Source organism: Propionivibrio sp., assembly GCF_029255185.1.
GTDB lineage: Bacteria > Pseudomonadota > Gammaproteobacteria > Burkholderiales > Rhodocyclaceae > Propionivibrio.
Genome location: NZ_JAPUVO010000119.1, coordinates 43,187 through 59,445, shown reverse-complemented (window position 1 = coordinate 59,445; position 16,259 = coordinate 43,187). Strand labels below are relative to the sequence as shown.

At 58.1% G+C, this 16,259-nt stretch carries 17 protein-coding genes; 15 read left to right on the top strand and 2 right to left on the bottom strand.

All coding sequences use genetic code 11. The features are described 5' to 3' along the window. Nucleotides 1-201: 201 nt before the first annotated feature. Nucleotides 202-807 (bottom strand): LysE/ArgO family amino acid transporter, encoded by a 606-nt coding sequence (locus Q1J43_RS11165; RefSeq protein ID WP_301102575.1) that lies wholly within the window; start codon nt 805-807, stop codon nt 202-204. 511 nt (nt 808-1,318) lie between these two features. Here Q1J43_RS11165 and Q1J43_RS11160 point away from each other — a divergent pair. The 5 genes from Q1J43_RS11160 (at nt 1,319) to Q1J43_RS11140 (ending at nt 5,748) form a co-directional block, all read left to right on the top strand. Next, on the top strand, nt 1,319-2,419 hold the full coding sequence (locus Q1J43_RS11160) for an ABC transporter ATP-binding protein (RefSeq protein ID WP_301102574.1): 1,101 nt from the start codon (nt 1,319-1,321) through the stop codon (nt 2,417-2,419). Next, nucleotides 2,416-3,123: a leucyl/phenylalanyl-tRNA--protein transferase gene (gene aat / locus Q1J43_RS11155; RefSeq protein WP_301102573.1), complete on the top strand. Its 708-nt coding sequence runs from the start codon at nt 2,416-2,418 to the stop codon at nt 3,121-3,123. Before Q1J43_RS11160 ends, aat begins: the two co-directional genes overlap by 4 nt. Nucleotide 3,124: 1 nt before the next feature. Next, a complete protein-coding gene (locus tag Q1J43_RS11150; RefSeq protein ID WP_301102572.1) occupies nt 3,125-3,880 on the top strand; it encodes an arginyltransferase in 756 nt (251 codons plus the stop codon). A 314-nt stretch (nt 3,881-4,194) separates the two neighbouring features. Continuing rightward, the gene (locus Q1J43_RS11145) at nt 4,195-4,578 is read left to right on the top strand and encodes an Hpt domain-containing protein (RefSeq protein ID WP_301102571.1); all 384 of its coding nucleotides are present in this window, start codon (nt 4,195-4,197) and stop codon (nt 4,576-4,578) included. A 42-nt stretch (nt 4,579-4,620) separates the two neighbouring features. After that, nucleotides 4,621-5,748, top strand: coding sequence for a response regulator (locus Q1J43_RS11140; RefSeq protein WP_301102570.1), 1,128 nt, complete (start codon nt 4,621-4,623; stop codon nt 5,746-5,748). Nucleotides 5,749-5,751: 3 nt separating this feature from the next. Here the strand turns inward: Q1J43_RS11140 and Q1J43_RS11135 are convergent, their stop codons facing one another. Then, nucleotides 5,752-5,976, bottom strand: coding sequence for a hypothetical protein (locus Q1J43_RS11135; protein WP_301102569.1), 225 nt, complete (start codon nt 5,974-5,976; stop codon nt 5,752-5,754). Here Q1J43_RS11135 and Q1J43_RS11130 point away from each other — a divergent pair. The 10 genes from Q1J43_RS11130 (at nt 5,959) to Q1J43_RS11085 (ending at nt 16,254) form a co-directional block, all read left to right on the top strand. Next, nucleotides 5,959-6,372: a hypothetical protein gene (locus Q1J43_RS11130; RefSeq protein WP_301102568.1), complete on the top strand. Its 414-nt coding sequence runs from the start codon at nt 5,959-5,961 to the stop codon at nt 6,370-6,372. The genes Q1J43_RS11135 and Q1J43_RS11130 overlap by 18 nt on opposite strands. Further along, on the top strand, nt 6,372-7,181 hold the full coding sequence (locus Q1J43_RS11125; RefSeq protein ID WP_301102567.1) for a protein-glutamate O-methyltransferase CheR: 810 nt from the start codon (nt 6,372-6,374) through the stop codon (nt 7,179-7,181). The genes Q1J43_RS11130 and Q1J43_RS11125 overlap by 1 nt, the downstream gene beginning before the upstream one ends. Before the next feature lie 187 nt (nt 7,182-7,368). Beyond that, nucleotides 7,369-7,893 carry a chemotaxis protein CheD gene (locus Q1J43_RS11120; protein WP_301102566.1) on the top strand — a complete coding sequence of 175 codons (525 nt, stop codon included), beginning with the start codon at nt 7,369-7,371 and terminating at the stop codon, nt 7,891-7,893. After that, nucleotides 7,883-8,965, top strand: coding sequence for a chemotaxis response regulator protein-glutamate methylesterase (locus Q1J43_RS11115; protein WP_301102565.1), 1,083 nt, complete (start codon nt 7,883-7,885; stop codon nt 8,963-8,965). Before Q1J43_RS11120 ends, Q1J43_RS11115 begins: the two co-directional genes overlap by 11 nt. Beyond that, nucleotides 8,962-9,801: an HDOD domain-containing protein gene (locus tag Q1J43_RS11110; protein WP_301102564.1), complete on the top strand. Its 840-nt coding sequence runs from the start codon at nt 8,962-8,964 to the stop codon at nt 9,799-9,801. Before Q1J43_RS11115 ends, Q1J43_RS11110 begins: the two co-directional genes overlap by 4 nt. A gap of 175 nt (nt 9,802-9,976) precedes the next feature. Beyond that, nucleotides 9,977-10,342 (top strand): response regulator, encoded by a 366-nt coding sequence (locus Q1J43_RS11105; RefSeq protein ID WP_301102563.1) that lies wholly within the window; start codon nt 9,977-9,979, stop codon nt 10,340-10,342. 64 nt (nt 10,343-10,406) lie between these two features. Continuing rightward, nucleotides 10,407-10,712, top strand: coding sequence for an STAS domain-containing protein (locus tag Q1J43_RS11100; protein WP_301102562.1), 306 nt, complete (start codon nt 10,407-10,409; stop codon nt 10,710-10,712). 34 nt (nt 10,713-10,746) lie between these two features. Next, nucleotides 10,747-12,984 (top strand): chemotaxis protein CheA, encoded by a 2,238-nt coding sequence (locus Q1J43_RS11095; RefSeq protein WP_301102561.1) that lies wholly within the window; start codon nt 10,747-10,749, stop codon nt 12,982-12,984. A gap of 3 nt (nt 12,985-12,987) precedes the next feature. Continuing rightward, on the top strand, nt 12,988-15,696 hold the full coding sequence (locus tag Q1J43_RS11090; protein WP_301102560.1) for a methyl-accepting chemotaxis protein: 2,709 nt from the start codon (nt 12,988-12,990) through the stop codon (nt 15,694-15,696). A 9-nt stretch (nt 15,697-15,705) separates the two neighbouring features. Next, nucleotides 15,706-16,254 carry a chemotaxis protein CheW gene (locus tag Q1J43_RS11085; protein ID WP_301102559.1) on the top strand — a complete coding sequence of 183 codons (549 nt, stop codon included), beginning with the start codon at nt 15,706-15,708 and terminating at the stop codon, nt 16,252-16,254. Nucleotides 16,255-16,259 lie beyond the last annotated feature (5 nt).

Here is a 16,259-nt window from a genome sequence, read left to right as displayed (position 1 = left end):
AATTATAATCGAGCGCAAGAAGCCTGATGGGCAGGATGGGCTTCAGCCGCTGGGCGCGTAGCTTGCAAGAGCGATCGGGCCGCTCAAGACCGATTGGAGCCATTCATGTTTCTGGGGCGACTGAGTGCTTCCGACCCGAGAAAACGGATGTGTCACGTTTCACCGTATGGCCGCCATACGCGGATTGGCGAACGCAATATTTCAGCGCGCCGCAAGCAAGGTCAATCCAAGCCCAGCCATGATTGTGCTAGTTAGGGAGTCCAACACACGCCATGCAATGGGTTTGCTGAATAGGGGGCCAAAAACACGCGCTCCATAGCCTAGAGCGAAGAACCATGCAAAGCTGGCAGTGGCTGACCCTCCCCAAAATACCCAACGCCCACTTCCTGCCCGCTGATTGGCTAACGAACCTAGCAGAATCACCGTGTCGAGATAGACGAGCGGGTTCAGCAGCGTGAAGGCAAGGCATGTCGCCACGGCAGTTCCCAATGATGAGCCGATCCCAGGGTCCACCTTGAGCTGGTGAGGCTGCCATGCCCGTCGTGCGGCGACTATCCCATACGCAAACAAGAAAGCAGCCCCACCATAACGAGCAATATCGACGACAACTGGCACCGACTCGATCAGCGCGCCAAGTCCAGCGATACCTGCTGCAATCAGAAATGCATCCACACTGCTGCACACAAGCACGATGGGCAATACATGTTCCCGTCGAATCCCTTGGCGTAAAACAAACGAATTTTGGGCGCCAATGGCGAAGATCAATATGGCCCCAGACAAGAATCCAGCGATAAGGTCGGCAGTCATAAGTTTACGGAGATGTTTTCAACGAAGGCCAGGTTAGCAAGCAGAGCTGGCCCCGTTCAGTTGGACAAAAAATCGACGGGGATGAGCGGTCCGCCGGGTACCCCAGACATCATGCCGCGATCCTCTCTTGCGGCAGACCGGCGTAGGAGGAGGAGGAGGATAGTAGCATCAAGCCGGTGGAAGAGTCAGAAATTCGCCTTGTCCAACAAAACATCACGCGCACTTGCGAAATCGAGGAGGCACTTGTAGCGACACAGTAACGACAACGTCCTAGCCGAGAGCAAGAATGGCAGCATGGTGCGCGAGCACATGGGCTACGATCATATCCCCCAAGCCTATGCCAAACCACGACTGTCCGGTTAAAACGCTAATAAATTGCCTCGTCAGTAGAATCTGTGGGAAAGCTCCGGTTCGAGAAGTTTCCAAGTGTATGTATGATACAAGGCGATTTCTGTGATTCTGCTCGATGTTTCAAACATCATCTACGCAATCTGATTTTTCACCTTATCCGATGGCTCATCTCGAACTCCACAACATTGTTCAGCGTTACGCATCACACACCGTTGTCGATGGCGTCAGCTTTAATGTCGAAGCGGGCAGCATCGCCTGTCTGCTCGGCCCCTCGGGCTGTGGCAAGACGACTCTGCTGCGCTGCATCGCCGGCTTCGAACCGATCGCCGAGGGGGAAATTCGCGTCGAAGGCGCGCTGGTCACTCACGCCGGTTTCCGCGTCGCGCCCGAGCAACGGCGCATCGGCATGGTCTTTCAGGACTATGCACTCTTCCCGCACCTGACGGTTGCCGCCAACATTGGCTTTGGCCTGTCGGCGCTCCCGAACAGCCAATGCCAGGCGCGCATCAATGAGTTACTGACCACTGTCGGCCTTGATGGCCAGGGCGGCAACTACCCGCATGAACTTTCCGGCGGCCAGCAGCAGCGAGTTGCCCTGGCTCGCGCCCTGGCCCCGCGCCCGCAACTGATCCTGCTCGACGAGCCGTTTTCCAATCTTGACGTCGACCTGCGCGAACGTCTATCGCTCGAAGTGCGCAACATCCTCAAGAGCGAAGGCATGACCGCCGTTCTGGTGACGCACGACCAGCACGAAGCCTTTGCCATGGCCGATGAAATTGGCGTCATGGCCGATGGCAAAATCCAGCAGTGGGCTACGCCCTATAACCTGTATCACCGCCCGGCCAACCGCTTTGTCGCCGATTTCGTCGGTCAGGGTGTTTTCTTGCCCGGCACGGTCATTGACGAACATCGTGTCGAGGTCGAACTTGGCCTGCTCGAATCGAGCCTGCCGCTCGCCTGCCTGCAAGGCTGCGCTGCCTGCGGCAAGGGCTGTCGCATCGACGTGCTGCTGCGCCCGGACGACGTCATTCATGATGACCGCAGCGCCTTGCAGGCCGAAGTTCTGAACCGCGCCTTTCGCGGCGCCGAATTTCTCTACACCTTGCGGCTGGACAGCGGCGCCGAACTGCTCTCGCTCGTCCCTTCGCACCACAACCATGCCATCGGCGAACACATCGGCATCCGGCTCGACGTCGACCATGTCGTCGCCTTTCTCACGCCGACAAGCGCTACACCGCAGCAGATCAATATCCGGCGATGATTCCCTGGCTTGACAGCACCGATGCGTTTCCGCCGTTAGCACTCGCCCTCGGCGAACCAAACGGCCTGCTCTGCGCTGGCGGCGACCTTTCGCCGCAACGCATCGTACAAGCTTATCGGAATGGCATCTTTCCCTGGTATTCGCCAGGCGAACCCATCCTCTGGTGGAGCCCCGACCCGCGCATGGTGCTCGTTCCGGCCGAGTTGAAACTGTCGCGCTCGCTGCGCCGAACACTGCGCGCCGGCAGGTACCAGATCAGACTCGACAGCAGTTTCCCAACGGTCATCCGTGCCTGCGCCAGAACACGGCGCAAAGGCCAGGCGGGAACCTGGATCAGCACCGCAATGCAGGCCGCCTACTGCACATTGCATGAACTTGGCTTCGCCCACTCGGTCGAAACGTGGCTTGATGACAAACTGGTCGGCGGTCTTTATGGCCTGGCCATCGGCAAGATGTTTTACGGAGAATCGATGTTCTCGCATGTCACCGACGCCTCGAAGATCGCCCTCGCGCACCTGGCCTGCTTTCTCGAGACCCAGGGCTTCGGCCTAATCGACTGCCAGATGACAACGTCGCACCTGGCCTCGCTCGGCGCCCGCGAAATTCCGCGCAGCGAGTTCATTGCCCGACTGTACGAACTGACCACCATCCCGCCCGTTAGCGACCGCTGGGCGATCGATGGCGCCATCCGGAACTGGAGCTGAAATGTCACGCATGGGCGACTCCGAACTGCCCTTTTCGCTGTTGCAGTACTACAGCACGGCAGCCTATCCGTGCAGCTACCTGCCGGGTGAGCGGGCCATCTCGCAAGTCGCCACGCCGCCGCATCTGATCACCAGCGAAATTTACGGCGACCTGATGCGCCAAGGCTTTCGCCGCAGCGGCGTATTTACCTACCGCCCCAACTGCGAAGCCTGCCAGGCCTGCATACCAGTGCGTCTGCCAATCGCCCGCTTTGCGCCCAACCGTAGCCAGCGGCGCTGCCTGAAAAACCATGACGGCGTACAAGCCCGTGAACTGCCGCTTATATACTTCGCCGAACATTACCAGCTCTACCTGCGTTATCAGGAAGCGCGACACGCCGGCGGCGGCATGGATCAGGACGACCATGAACAATATGCCAACTTCCTACTGCAAAGCCGCGTCGACAGCCGGCTAATCGAATTTACCGAGAACGGCCTGCTGCGCATGGTGAGCATCATCGACATACTGAATGATGGCCTGTCCTCGGTTTACACCTTCTACGACCCCGATATCGATGGCGCCAGCCTGGGCACCTACAATATCCTTTGGCAGATCGCTCAATGCGCTGCCAACAGCCTGCCCTACCTGTACCTTGGCTACTGGATTCGCGACAGCCGGAAAATGGCCTACAAAGCCAACTTCCGGCCGATCGAAGGGCTGATCGACGGGCTATGGCGCGAGTTCGATGCTGCCGACCCCAGCATCGGAAAACGCTAGCCGTGGGTTTTCGTACCGATGGCTCCGTAGTTTCCGCCGTTTGCTGCACAAACTACGGATGCACAAATAGTGCCGACTCTGGGAGCATGTCATCCCAATAGGTAATCCTTGGTAACCCCTGAGGGTTTGTGAAAAAATCATTACTGTCTGATTCCCACGCTCGTCACCCCGGCGGAAGCCGGGGTCTAGCTCGTTTATCTGATTGTTTTATGGATATCAGAGGAAGGCACTGGATTCCGGCTTGCGCCGGAATGACGGCTTGGGAGGCGTTTATCCATTAATTCACAGCCTCTGAGCACAAAAAGGATCTTGGCATGAACGAAACGCACACGCCACCGCCTTCCGGCGGGCTCACCCTGCCCGGGGTGCATACCCGGGAAGCACTCGCCCGCTTTGCTGGAGATGAGGCACGTTACCGGCACTGGCTTGTCGAGTTCGTTACTCACGGGCCGACCGCCACCAGCCAGATTCGTGCGGCGATCAGCGCTGGCGCAACGGATACGGCAACCAAGCTAACCCATGCCTTCAAGGGGCGAAGCGGAATGCTAGGCATGGTCGAACTGCACTCAATCGCGCTGTCGCTAGAAATGGCTCTGAAAAGTGGAGAACCCACCAACCTCTGGCTTGAAGAGCTTGAGCGCACGGTCGACGAGATGAGCCGGGCGATTTCAGCGTCACTGGGGGAAAGCGGGCAATAGACCGCGACTGAATCATCTAACGTACATAACAGGAGGCAAGCAATGGATCAGTCTTTCACGGTATTTGTTGTCGACGATGACCCACTCGTTCTTGAAATCATTAGCACCACCCTCGAACCCGACTACCAGGTACAGACTTTTGCCAGCGCCGAAGACTGCCTGGCGCGGCTGGCAACGGAAAAACCCGACTTCTTTCTGCTCGATGTCAGCCTGCCCGGCATGGACGGCTACACCCTCTGTCGCCAAATCAAAGATGATTCCGCGCTGCGCCTGACGCCGGTAACTTTCCTCTCCGGCCACGACGGGATCGAGGATCGCGTGCAGGGCTACGAGGCCGGTGGCGCAGATTTCATCGTCAAGCCCTTCGAACCCGAAGAACTCTTGCGCAAGCTCATGGTGGCGCAAAACCTGATGCTCAATCAGCGCTCTCTGGCCGCCAGGCTTGAAGATGCCGAACTACTGTCCTCAATGGTCATAGCCAGCATGGACGAGACCGGCATTTTGCTCCAGTTCATGAGCAAGCTGATCGCCATGGACAGCGCCGAAGAGATCGCCATCGGCCTGCTCGAACTGATGCAACGCTTCAAGCTCGACGGTGTCGTGCAGACACGGCTTAGCAGCGCTACGCAAACACTTAGCGCAGCTGGACAAAATCTGCCACTTGAGGTCTCCATCATTGAACACCTTCGTGACCAGGGGCGCATTTTCGAGTTCCACAAGCGTAGCGTGCACAACTTCGAGCGCGTAACAGTAATGGTTAATAACCTGCCGAAGGACGATCCAGACTTTTGCGGACGCTTGCGTGATCACCTATCTGTTGCCGCACAGGGAGTCGACTCGCGACTAAAAGCGCTGCAGATGGAAGAGGACAACCGCCTCGCCCAGATGGGCATCCAGACCGCACTGAAAGACATTGGCGACACGCTCATGTCACTGCGCGAGGTGCAGCAGGGCAATACCACCGCCAGTTCCAAACTCATCGACGAGCTCCAGAAAACGCTATTAAACTCCTTCTACCGCCTTGGGCTGACCGACATTCAGGAAAAATTCTTGCAAGACCTGGTCGGCAATTTCATGGACCAGATGGTCAAGTTGCTCAATCGCGACAACGAAACGCAGGTGGTGCTGCAACGCCTGAACGACAATCTCGCTCAGTTGCGCAGCAACTAACCGTCAGCGAGCCTGCCCGAGATAATTACCCTGGATTACGCCAGCCTGCCGGTAAAGGATATCGAGCGTTACGCCCGCGTCGTACAGCCGGGAGCCTGGCTGATCGACAGCGAGAAGCCCCTGTCCACCCTGCTCGGCTCCTGCGTCGCCGTCTGCCTTTTCGATCCGCAATTGAAGATCGGCGGGATCAACCACTTCATGCTGCCCGACATGGGCCGCAGCAAACACGGCGACGTCGACTCCATGCTGTCCGGCGATTTCGCCATGGAGGCTCTGCTCAACGCCTTGCTGGGCAAGGGGGCAAAGAAGGCGCGCCTACAAGCTAAGGCGTTTGGCGGCGGCACCATCATCGATACCGACGCAGGCTCCCTGAGTATCGGTTTGCGTAACGCAAATTTCGCCAAAGATTGGCTTGTGCGCGAGGGCATCCCGCTGCGCTCCTCCGACTTCCTCGGCCCTTGGTCGCGAAAAATAATTTTTCTCCCTTTTAACGGTGAAGCCTTCTGCAAGCGCCTGGTGACCAATATGGTTAATGCCGAAGTAATTGCCCGTGAAGAGCGCGCCTACGCCGAAATGCTGTTGCAGAAACCGAAAGCTGCCGACCACAAGATCGAGCTCTTCTGATGATCAATGCCACCATTACCGACCAGGAATTCGGGCTGTTCCAGCGCCTGATCTACAAAATTGCCGGGATCAGTCTGAGCGACGCAAAAAAAATCCTGCTCGTCGGCCGTCTTACCCGACGACTGAAGCAGTACGAGCTATCGAGCTTTGGCGACTACTACCGGATGCTGGCCACCGGCAACTTTCCGGAAGAAATCCAGACCATGGTCGACCTGCTGACCACCAACGAGACCTACTTCTTCCGCGAGCCCAAGCATTTCGATTTCCTGCGCAACGAAATTCTTGCCACGCACACCAGCCCGTCGACCTTTCGCGTCTGGAGCGCGGCCAGTTCGAGCGGCGAAGAAGCCTATTCAATCGCCATGACATTGGCTGAGGCACTCCCCAACACCCCGTGGGAAATCGTCGGCTCGGACATCAGCAGCAAGGTCCTGGCCAAAGCCGCTGCCGGTCATTATTCGCTGGCGCGCACCGAAGGCATCCCGCCGGGACACATGCGCAAATACTGCCTGAAAGGCGTTCGCTCGAATTCCGGAACCTTTCTCATCACGCCGGAACTGCGCAAGAAAACCAGCTTCCACCAGATTAACCTGATGCATCCAGTCGACGCCGACATTGGCGAGTTCGAAGTCATCTTTCTGCGCAACGTGATGATCTACTTCGACGCACAGACCAAGACCCGGGTCGTGCACAACCTGCTACCCCGGCTACAGCCCGGCGGCCACCTGATCATCGGCCATTCCGAAACACTCAACGGCATCACCGACCACGTCACCGCCATCCGTCCGACGATCTACCGCAAACCATGAACCTCATGATTTCACCGCGAAGGCGCAAAGGCGCGAAGATCGCAAAGAAGAACGGATTTAGGGTCTTTTTATTTTCCACTTGTGGTGATAGGACTATCAATGGCGGCCAGCAAGGACAAGTCCTTGATTCCCTTTGCGGCACTCCGCGTCCTTTGCGGCTTTGCGGTGAATAAGAGAATCATCCAGAATGACCCACATACCACACACCACCGAAGCCGCTCACACCGTCGTCCTGCGGCCCGGTGACTTCCATTTCGGCAGTGGCCAGACGCGCATCTCGACCCTGCTTGGCTCCTGCGTGTCGATCACCCTCTGGCACCCGCGCCAACGCATCGGCGGCATGTGCCACTACATGATGACCGAACGCCCGCGCACGCCGGATAGCGCGCTCGATGGCCGTTACGCCAGCGAAGCCTTCGATCTTTTTCTGCAGCATGTCGAAGCGGCCGGAACACGCCCCAGCGAGTACCAGGCCAAGCTGTTCGGTGGCGCCAACATGTTCACGGGTGGCAAAGGCAAGGGCATGGACATCGGCGCCCGCAACATCGACTACGCGCACCGTCTTCTAGCCTCCCGGCATATCGCCCTGATCGCTGAACATGTGGCTGGCAGCGGGCGGCGCAAGCTGCACTTCGACCTCTGGAGCGGCGAGGTCTGGCTAGCTTTCCCGGAAGGCGCCGGCGCCAAAATCAGGAGCGGCCATGGTGGATAAAATCAAGGTGATGATCGTTGATGAATCGGCGGTGGTACGCCAGTTCGTCACCCAGGCGCTAGTTAGCGACCCCGGCATCGAAGTCATTGCCGCCACCTCCGACCCCATTCTCGCACTTGAGAAAATGCGTTTGATATGGCCGGATGTACTGATCATCGACATCGAAACACCGCGCATGGACGGCATCACCTTCCTCAAGAAAATCATGGCCGAGCACCCGACGCCGGTGGTCGTTTGTTCCTCGCTCGCCGAACAGGGCACGCAAGCGACCTTCAAAGCCCTGGCGGCTGGCGCCGTGGCGATCATCACCAAACCCAAGTTCGGTCTCAAAAGCTTTCTTGAAGACGCCTCCGGCGACATCGTGCAGGCCGTACTTAGCGCAGCAAAAGCCAACGTGCGCACCCTCGGCATGACCAGCAACCGCCCCAAACTGTCGGCCGACGCCGTACTCAGCGCCAACTACACCCCGGCGCTCAAACGCACCACTGACCAGGTCATCGCCATCGGCACCTCGACCGGCGGCACACATGCACTCGAAGCCGTCCTCACGCGCCTGCCGGCCACCAGCCTGGGGATAGTCATCGTCCAGCACATGCCGGCTGTATTCACCGCGATGTTCGCCGAACGCCTGCATACCCTCTCCCAGATCGAGGTACGTGAAGCTCAGAACGGTGACCAGGTGATACCCGGCCGTGCGCTCATCGCCCCCGGCGGAAAGCACATGATGCTCAGGCGCAACGGTACGCAGTACATCGTCGACGTCATCGACGGACCGCTGGTCAATCGTCACAAACCGTCGGTGGACGTCCTGTTCCGCTCGGTCGCCAAGTTCGCTGGCGCCAATGCGCTGGGCATTATCATGACCGGAATGGGTGATGACGGCGCACGCGGCCTCAAAGAAATGCATGACGCCGGGGCCCGGACCATCGCCCAGGACGAAGCCAGTTGTGTTGTTTTCGGCATGCCAAAGGAAGCCATCAAGCTGGGGGCCGTTGATTTGACCCTGCCCCTCGATCAGATCCCGGCGGCCATTGTCAGCCACGGCGCCAACCTCACCAAGGAAGTTCAATGATGGACGTTCGCTCAGCTCTCGACGCCATAGCGGCCGACGCCGCACGCGGCGACATCGTCTTCCCCACGCATACTGAAATCGCCTTGCGTGTGCAACGCATGCTTGACGATCCCGACTGTGCCATCGACGCGCTTGGCAAGCTGGTCTGCGCCGAACCGATCCTTGTCACACGTGTTCTTGCCATCGCCAATTCGGTCGCCTACAACCCCGGCGGCCGCGCCATCACCGAGCTTAAGAGCGCCATCGCGCGGCTCGGTTTCGCCACCCTGCGCGCGCTCGCCGCCGCCGTCATCGTGCGCCAGATGAAAGAAATGTCGAAAGTGGAAGAGCACCGTGCACTGGCCGCCAAGCTCTGGGAACACACCGCCAGCGTCGCCTCACTGGCACGCGTCATCGCCCGCCGCGTCACCCGGCAAAACCCGGATGCCGCCTTCTTCGCTGGCATCGTGCATGAAGTTGGCAGCTTCTACCTGATCGCCCGCGCCAGCACCTTTCCCGGCCTGCTGACCCGCGATCTCGAACTCTGGCACGGCGAAGGCGAAGCCAGTGTCGGGCGTGCCGTGCTACAGGCTCTGGAAGTGCCGACACACATTCTCGACGCCATGGAGACCCTGTGGTCAGGCTTCCTGGCTATGCCGCCATCCTCGCTCGGCGACACGCTATTGCTGGCCAACCAACTATCGCCAATCGAATCGCCAATCGACGCCCTGGCCGGGATGAGTCGCAAGGGAATGGACGTCGAACTGGACGTGCTGATCGACGACGAAACGCTGACCAGCATCCTTGCCGAATCGGCTGCGGAGGTCGCCTCGCTGAGCGCCGCATTGAAAGGCTAAGCTGGACCAAAATCGACTCCGTAGTTCCCGCAGTTTTATGCGGTTTCCACGGATGCACAAGGTAAAGGATTTTTGAGACCATGTACTTTGGGTAAAGGAAGAAGGGGTATCTGACCTTCGTCACATTGGAACATCGGCTGCGTACAACGCCGGGAATAGTCAAAAGAGGGGCACCATGAGCACGATCATGCTAGTTGATGATTCAGCCACAATCTTGTTGAGTATCTCTAGCATACTGAACAAGGCTGGCTACACAGTCGAAAGGGCCGCCAACTCGGAGGAGGCACTCAAAAAATTCAACGCCGGGGTCAAAATCAACCTGCTCATCACCGACCTCAACATGCCCGGAATGGACGGGATTGAGCTGATCAAAGAAGTACGCAAACTGCCGGACTACAAGTTTGTTCCGATTCTTTTCCTGACCACTGAATCGCAGCAATCGAGAAAGCTTGAGGCCAAGGCTGCCGGCGCCTCGGGCTGGATCGTCAAACCGGCGACTGCCGACGAGTTGCTCAACACCATCAAGCTGGTCATCAAGTAAGGCTGGCGCACGCCGCCAAGGCCAGCTCAATCGAGTTGCTTCAGTTTGCCCCAGAGAGTTCATCATGTCCACGACCCAACTCCTTTCACTCACCCAGGATTTGACTATCTACCACGCGCTTGAGCAAAAAAACAAATTGCTCGACGCCCTGGACAGCACCGATGACCTTGAACTTGACCTGCTCCAGGTCAACCAGATCGACACCGCCGGACTGCAACTGCTAATCCTGCTCAAAAAAGAGGCGCAACGCACCGGCAAGCGGCTTTCCATCGTCGCGCACAGCCAGTCGGTGCGCTCGGTGATCGACTTTTGCAAGCTCGCCGCAGAGCTCGGCGACCCGCTGGTCATCCCGGCAGCCGAAGCGTCCTGAGCGGAGAATGAACGGAGAGTGAACGGAGAAGCGCATGGACGAACTGACCAACGTATATGTTCAGGAAAGCCGCGAGCAGCTCGCCGAAATGGAAGCGCGCCTGTTGCGACTCGAACAGACCCCGGACGATCACGACAACATTAACGGCATTTTCCGCGCCGCACATACCATCAAGGGCGGCGCTGGGGTGGTCGAATGCCACTTCATCGTCACCTTCACGCACTTTGTTGAAAACCTGCTCGACTCACTGCGCAATTCCGAGATTGCCGTTAGCCCGCCGTTGACCACCCTGCTGCTTGAATGCTGCGACCACATGGGCAACCTGATCGGCGTACTCGCTGCGCAACAAGCCGAACCCGCCGCCGACCTGCTCGCGCGCGGCACGGCCCTGACCCTGCGCCTGAAAGAGATTCTCGACGCCGTGCAGCCCTCCACCACCGGCCAATCCGGCATTGCGCTACACGACGATTTGGTCGAAGTTGAAAGCTATGGCGGCGGCGTCGTCAACACCGACAGTTGGCACATCTCGGTGCGTTTCGGTCGCAACGTCCTGCGCGGTGGCATGGACCCGCTCTCCTTCATCCGCTACCTTGGCAGCCTGGGTGAAATCATCGGCATCGAGACCATCGCCGACGCCATACCGGCTGCCGCTGACATGGATCCCGAATCCTGCTACCTGGGTTTTGAGATCCGCCTCCAGACCAAGGCGACCAAAGCCGATATCGAAAACGTCTTCAATTTCGTCAGCGAAGAATGCGATCTGCGTATCCTGCCACCGCACAGTAATGTGGCCGACTACATTCGCCTGCTCAAGGAACTGCCGGAAGACCCGATGCGCATCGGCGAAATGCTGGTGCGCTGCGGCGCCTTGACACAGGGCGAAATCGACCAGGGGCTGCAGGCTCAGAAAACCGGTTCGGCGGCCACCGCCCGGGAATGCGATCAGCCGCCACTGGGCGAAATCCTGGTCGAGAGCAAGGTAGTACACAAGGAGATCGTCGACGCCGCCATCGTCAAGCAAACCCAGATCATCGAGAAAAAAGCGCACGAAGCGCAACTGGTTCGTGTCCATGCCGACAAGCTTGATGAACTCATCGACCTGGTCGGCGAACTGGTGATCGCCGGCGCCTCGGCCAATTTGCTGGCGCTCAAAAGTCGCCAGAGCGAACTCGTTGAAGCTACCTCGGTACTTTCACGCCTTGTTGAAAGCATCCGTGATTCGGCGCTGCAACTGCGCATGGTGCAGATCGGCGACACTTTCACGCGCTTTAATCGCGTCGTGCGCGACGTGGCCAAGGAACTGGGCAAGGAAATCGAGCTCTCGATCAGCGGCGCTGAAACCGAGCTCGACAAGACGGTTGTCGAAAAGATCGGCGACCCGCTCATGCACCTGGTACGCAATTCGCTCGATCACGGTATCGAATCGGCTGCTGTCCGCCTTGAGCGCGGCAAGCCGGCCTGCGGCCGCGTTTCGCTTAACGCCTACCACGACTCGGGAATTATCGTCATTCAGGTATCGGACGACGGTGGCGGGCTCAACCGCGAAAGAATCCGCGCCAAAGCGATTGAACGCGAACTAATCCAGCCCGGCGATACGCTCTCCGACAACGAATTGGTCAACCTTATTTTCGAACCCGGTTTCTCGACCGTCGAAAAAGTATCCAAGCTCTCTGGGCGCGGCGTCGGCATGGACGTTGTTCGGCGCAACATCTTGTCGCTGCGCGGCACCGTCGAAGTGAGCTCGGTCGAAGGCGAGGGATCGACCTTCACCATCCGCCTGCCGCTGACGTTGGCGATTATCGACGGCTTCCTGGTCGGCATCGAAAAGGCCTCTTACGTCATTCCGCTTGATTCGGTCGTCGAGTGCATTGAGCACAAAAATCTCACCGGTGACCGCAACTTCCTCAATCTGCGCGGTGAAGCGCTGCCTTTTGTCCGCCTGCGCGAATTGTTCGAGACGGAAGGTCAGGCACCAGCGCGCGAAAGCATTGTCGTCGTCCAGTTTTCCGGGCAGCGCGCCGGCATCGTGGTCGACCAGTTGATGGGCGAATTCCAGACCGTCATCAAACCGCTCGGTCGCATGTTCGCCCATTTGCGCGGCATCGGCGGTTCGACCATTCTTGGCAGCGGCGAAGTGGCGCTCATCCTTGATGTCGCGGCGCTGGTGAATATCGTCACCCGCTCTGAAGAGGAGCGTTTGCTGCCGCACCGGAACAACCCATCGTTTTCTGCACTCACCAGTAATTCACCAGCAGTCCAATCCGGGAGGTAAATCATGTTCAAGAATCTGAAAATCGGCGTCCGCCTAGGCATCGGCTTCGCCGTCACGCTCATCCTGATGATTGTGCTCGCCGCCATCAGCATTACCCGCGTCAGCGAGTTGCAAACCGAAATCTCTTCTCTGGTCAATGACAAGAACGTCAAGACCAAACTGGCCAACGACATTGTCGACGCAATCAACACGGTTGGCCGCGCTCACCGCAACATTCTGATTTATAAAAACGATGAGACAACGCGCGTTGAAAGTGATCGCCGTCTTGAAATGAGCAAGAGGGTAAACACAATCATGGAGTCCCTGAACAAACTCAGTTATGGCGACAAAGGCAAGGCCGCTCTCTCCGCGGTTGTTGAAGCACGCCATGCCTATGCTATTGTAATGGTCAAGTTTGAAGAACAAGTCAAGGCAAAACAGTGGGACGAGGCTGCCAAATATTTTGCTACCGAATACCGACCGCTTTTTAACGAGTATCTCAAACAGACCAACGCGTTCGCAGATTACCAGTTCGAACTTTCCGAAAAAGTGGGCGCCGAAGCTGAAAGCCTTGCTCAATCAACACGGACACTGGCTATCGGCTTAACCTTAGGGGCAGTGCTGATCACTTTGCTTCTCGCCTTCCTGATCGTCCGTTCGATAACCGGACCGACGGCCAAGCTGGTCGATGCTTTAAACAAAATGGCTGTTGGCGACCTCAACTTTAAACTGGACTTTCGCAGCAGGGATGAAGTCGGCCTGTTGGCCAAGGCCATCGAAGCCATTCAGGCGGCGATTCAGCGCATGGTCGCCGACGCCGACTCACTGTCCGCTGCTGCCGTCGAAGGCCGCCTGGCCACCCGTGCTGATGCCTCCAAGCACCAGGGCGATTTCCAGAAAGTTGTCACTGGGGTGAACAACACCCTGGATGCCGTGATCGGCCCGCTCAACGTCACCGCCAGGTATGTCGACGACATTTCAAAAGGCGTTATTCCACCCATCATCACCGACAGCTACAACGGTGACTTCAACATCATCAAGGGCAACCTCAACAACCTGGTCAAGATGATGAGCGACCTTCTGGCTCAGACCGACATCATCATCAAGGGTGCCGCCGACGGCGAGCTCGACAAGCGTGCCAACGCCGACATGTTTGTCGGCGGCTGGAACCAGCTCGTCACGGGCGTCAATGAAGCGATCACCAACATCGTCAATCCGATGAACGTCACCGCCGACTACGTCGACAAGGTCGCCAAGGGCATCATCCCGCCTGTCATCACCACCGAATACAAGGGTCAGTACAACATCATCAAAAATAACCTCAATAACATGGTCAAGATGATGAGCGACCTGCTTGCTCAGACCGACATTATCATCAAGGGTGCCGCCGACGGCGAACTCGACAAGCGCGCCAACGCCGACATGTTTGTCGGCGGTTGGAACCAGCTTGTCAAGGGTGTCAATGAAGCGATCACCAACATCGTCAATCCGATGAACGTCACCGCCGACTACGTCGACAAGGTCGCCAAGGGCATCATCCCGCCGGCCATCACCACCGAATACAAGGGCCAGTACAACATCATCAAGAACAACCTCAATAACATGGTCAAAATGATGAGCGACCTGCTTGCCCAGACCGACATTCTGATCAAAGGCGCTGCTGCGGGCGAACTTGAAAAGCGTGCCAATGCCGACCTCTTCGTCGGTGGTTGGAACCAGTTGGTGAATGGGGTCAATGACATTCTCAACAATGTCGTTCCACCGATTCAGGAGGTACAGCGCGTGTTGGCGGCAATGGAACATGGCGACATGACGCAGACCATCACCAAGGCCTATCAGGGTGACTTCGCCACCCTCAAGGACGCCATCAACAATACTATCGCCAAACTCAGCGAAACGATCACCCAGATCAACACCGCCGCCGACGCGCTGACCAATGCCGCAGCCCAGGTCTCGGCCACCGCACAGTCGCTCTCCCAGTCGTCATCCGAGCAAGCCGCCTCGGTCGAGGAAACCACCTCGTCGATGGAACAGATGACCGCCTCGATCTCGCAAAACACCGAGAATGCCAAAATAACCGACGGCATGGCGTCCAAATCCGCCAAGGAGGCCGCCGAGGGTGGTGACGCAGTGAGCAAGACGGTCGAAGATATGAAGAGCATCGCCGGCAAGATCGGCATCATCGACGACATCGCTTACCAGACCAACCTGCTGGCCTTGAATGCGGCGATTGAAGCAGCGCGTGCCGGCGATCACGGCAAGGGCTTCGCCGTCGTCGCCGCCGAAGTGCGAAAACTGGCTGAACGCTCACAAATTGCTGCCCAGGAAATCGGCAACCTCGCCAGCTCGTCGGTCAAACAGGCCGAACGTGCCGGGGCCTTGCTCACCGAAATGGTGCCGTCGATCCGCAAGACCTCCGACCTCGTCCAGGAAATCGCCTCAGCCAGCCAGGAACAAAGCTCCGGTGTCGCCCAGATCAACGGCGCCATGGGTCAGCTCAACCAAACCACGCAGCAGAATGCGTCGGCCTCCGAGGAACTCGCCGCCACTGCCGAAGAACTCGGTGCCCAGGCCAGCGAACTTCAACAGACCATGACCTTCTTTAAGCTCGATCATGGCGCGCGTACTACACGCAGCACACATAAGCCTGCGCCACCCGCCCGCAGCATGGCGGCGGGAAGTTCGCGGATGGGGACTGTGCAAATCCACGACGGTGACTTCGAGCGCTTTTAAGGAACCATCATGGGACAACTCGTGCACACCAAGGGAGAGGCCGTCGCCGTCAAGGTAGTCGAAGCGCCTTCCCAGTACCTGACCTTCGCACTCGGCGGCGAAATGTTCGCCGTCGGCATTCTCAACGTCAAGGAGATCATCGAATACGGCAATCTGACCGAGATTCCGATGATGCCGGACTTCATTCGTGGTGTCATCAACCTGCGCGGCAGCGTCGTACCGGTCATTGACCTCTCGGCACGCTTCGGCGGCAAGTCGGCCGAATTGGGCCGGCGGACCTGCATCGTTATCGTTGAGGTCACGGATGAGGAGATGCGTCACGACATCGGCATCATGGTCGATGCGGTTTCGGAGGTGCTCGACATTCCGGGCAGCGAGATCGAACCGCCGCCGACCTTCGGCGCCCGCATCCGCGCCGACTTCATCTTCGGCATGGGCAAGGTCGCCGGCAAGTTCGTCATCATTCTCAATATCAACATGGTCCTGTCAATTGAGGAAATCGCCCAGCTCACTGGAACGGAGGATGGCGTGGCTGCCGCAAATATTGCTACGTCATAAAGGTT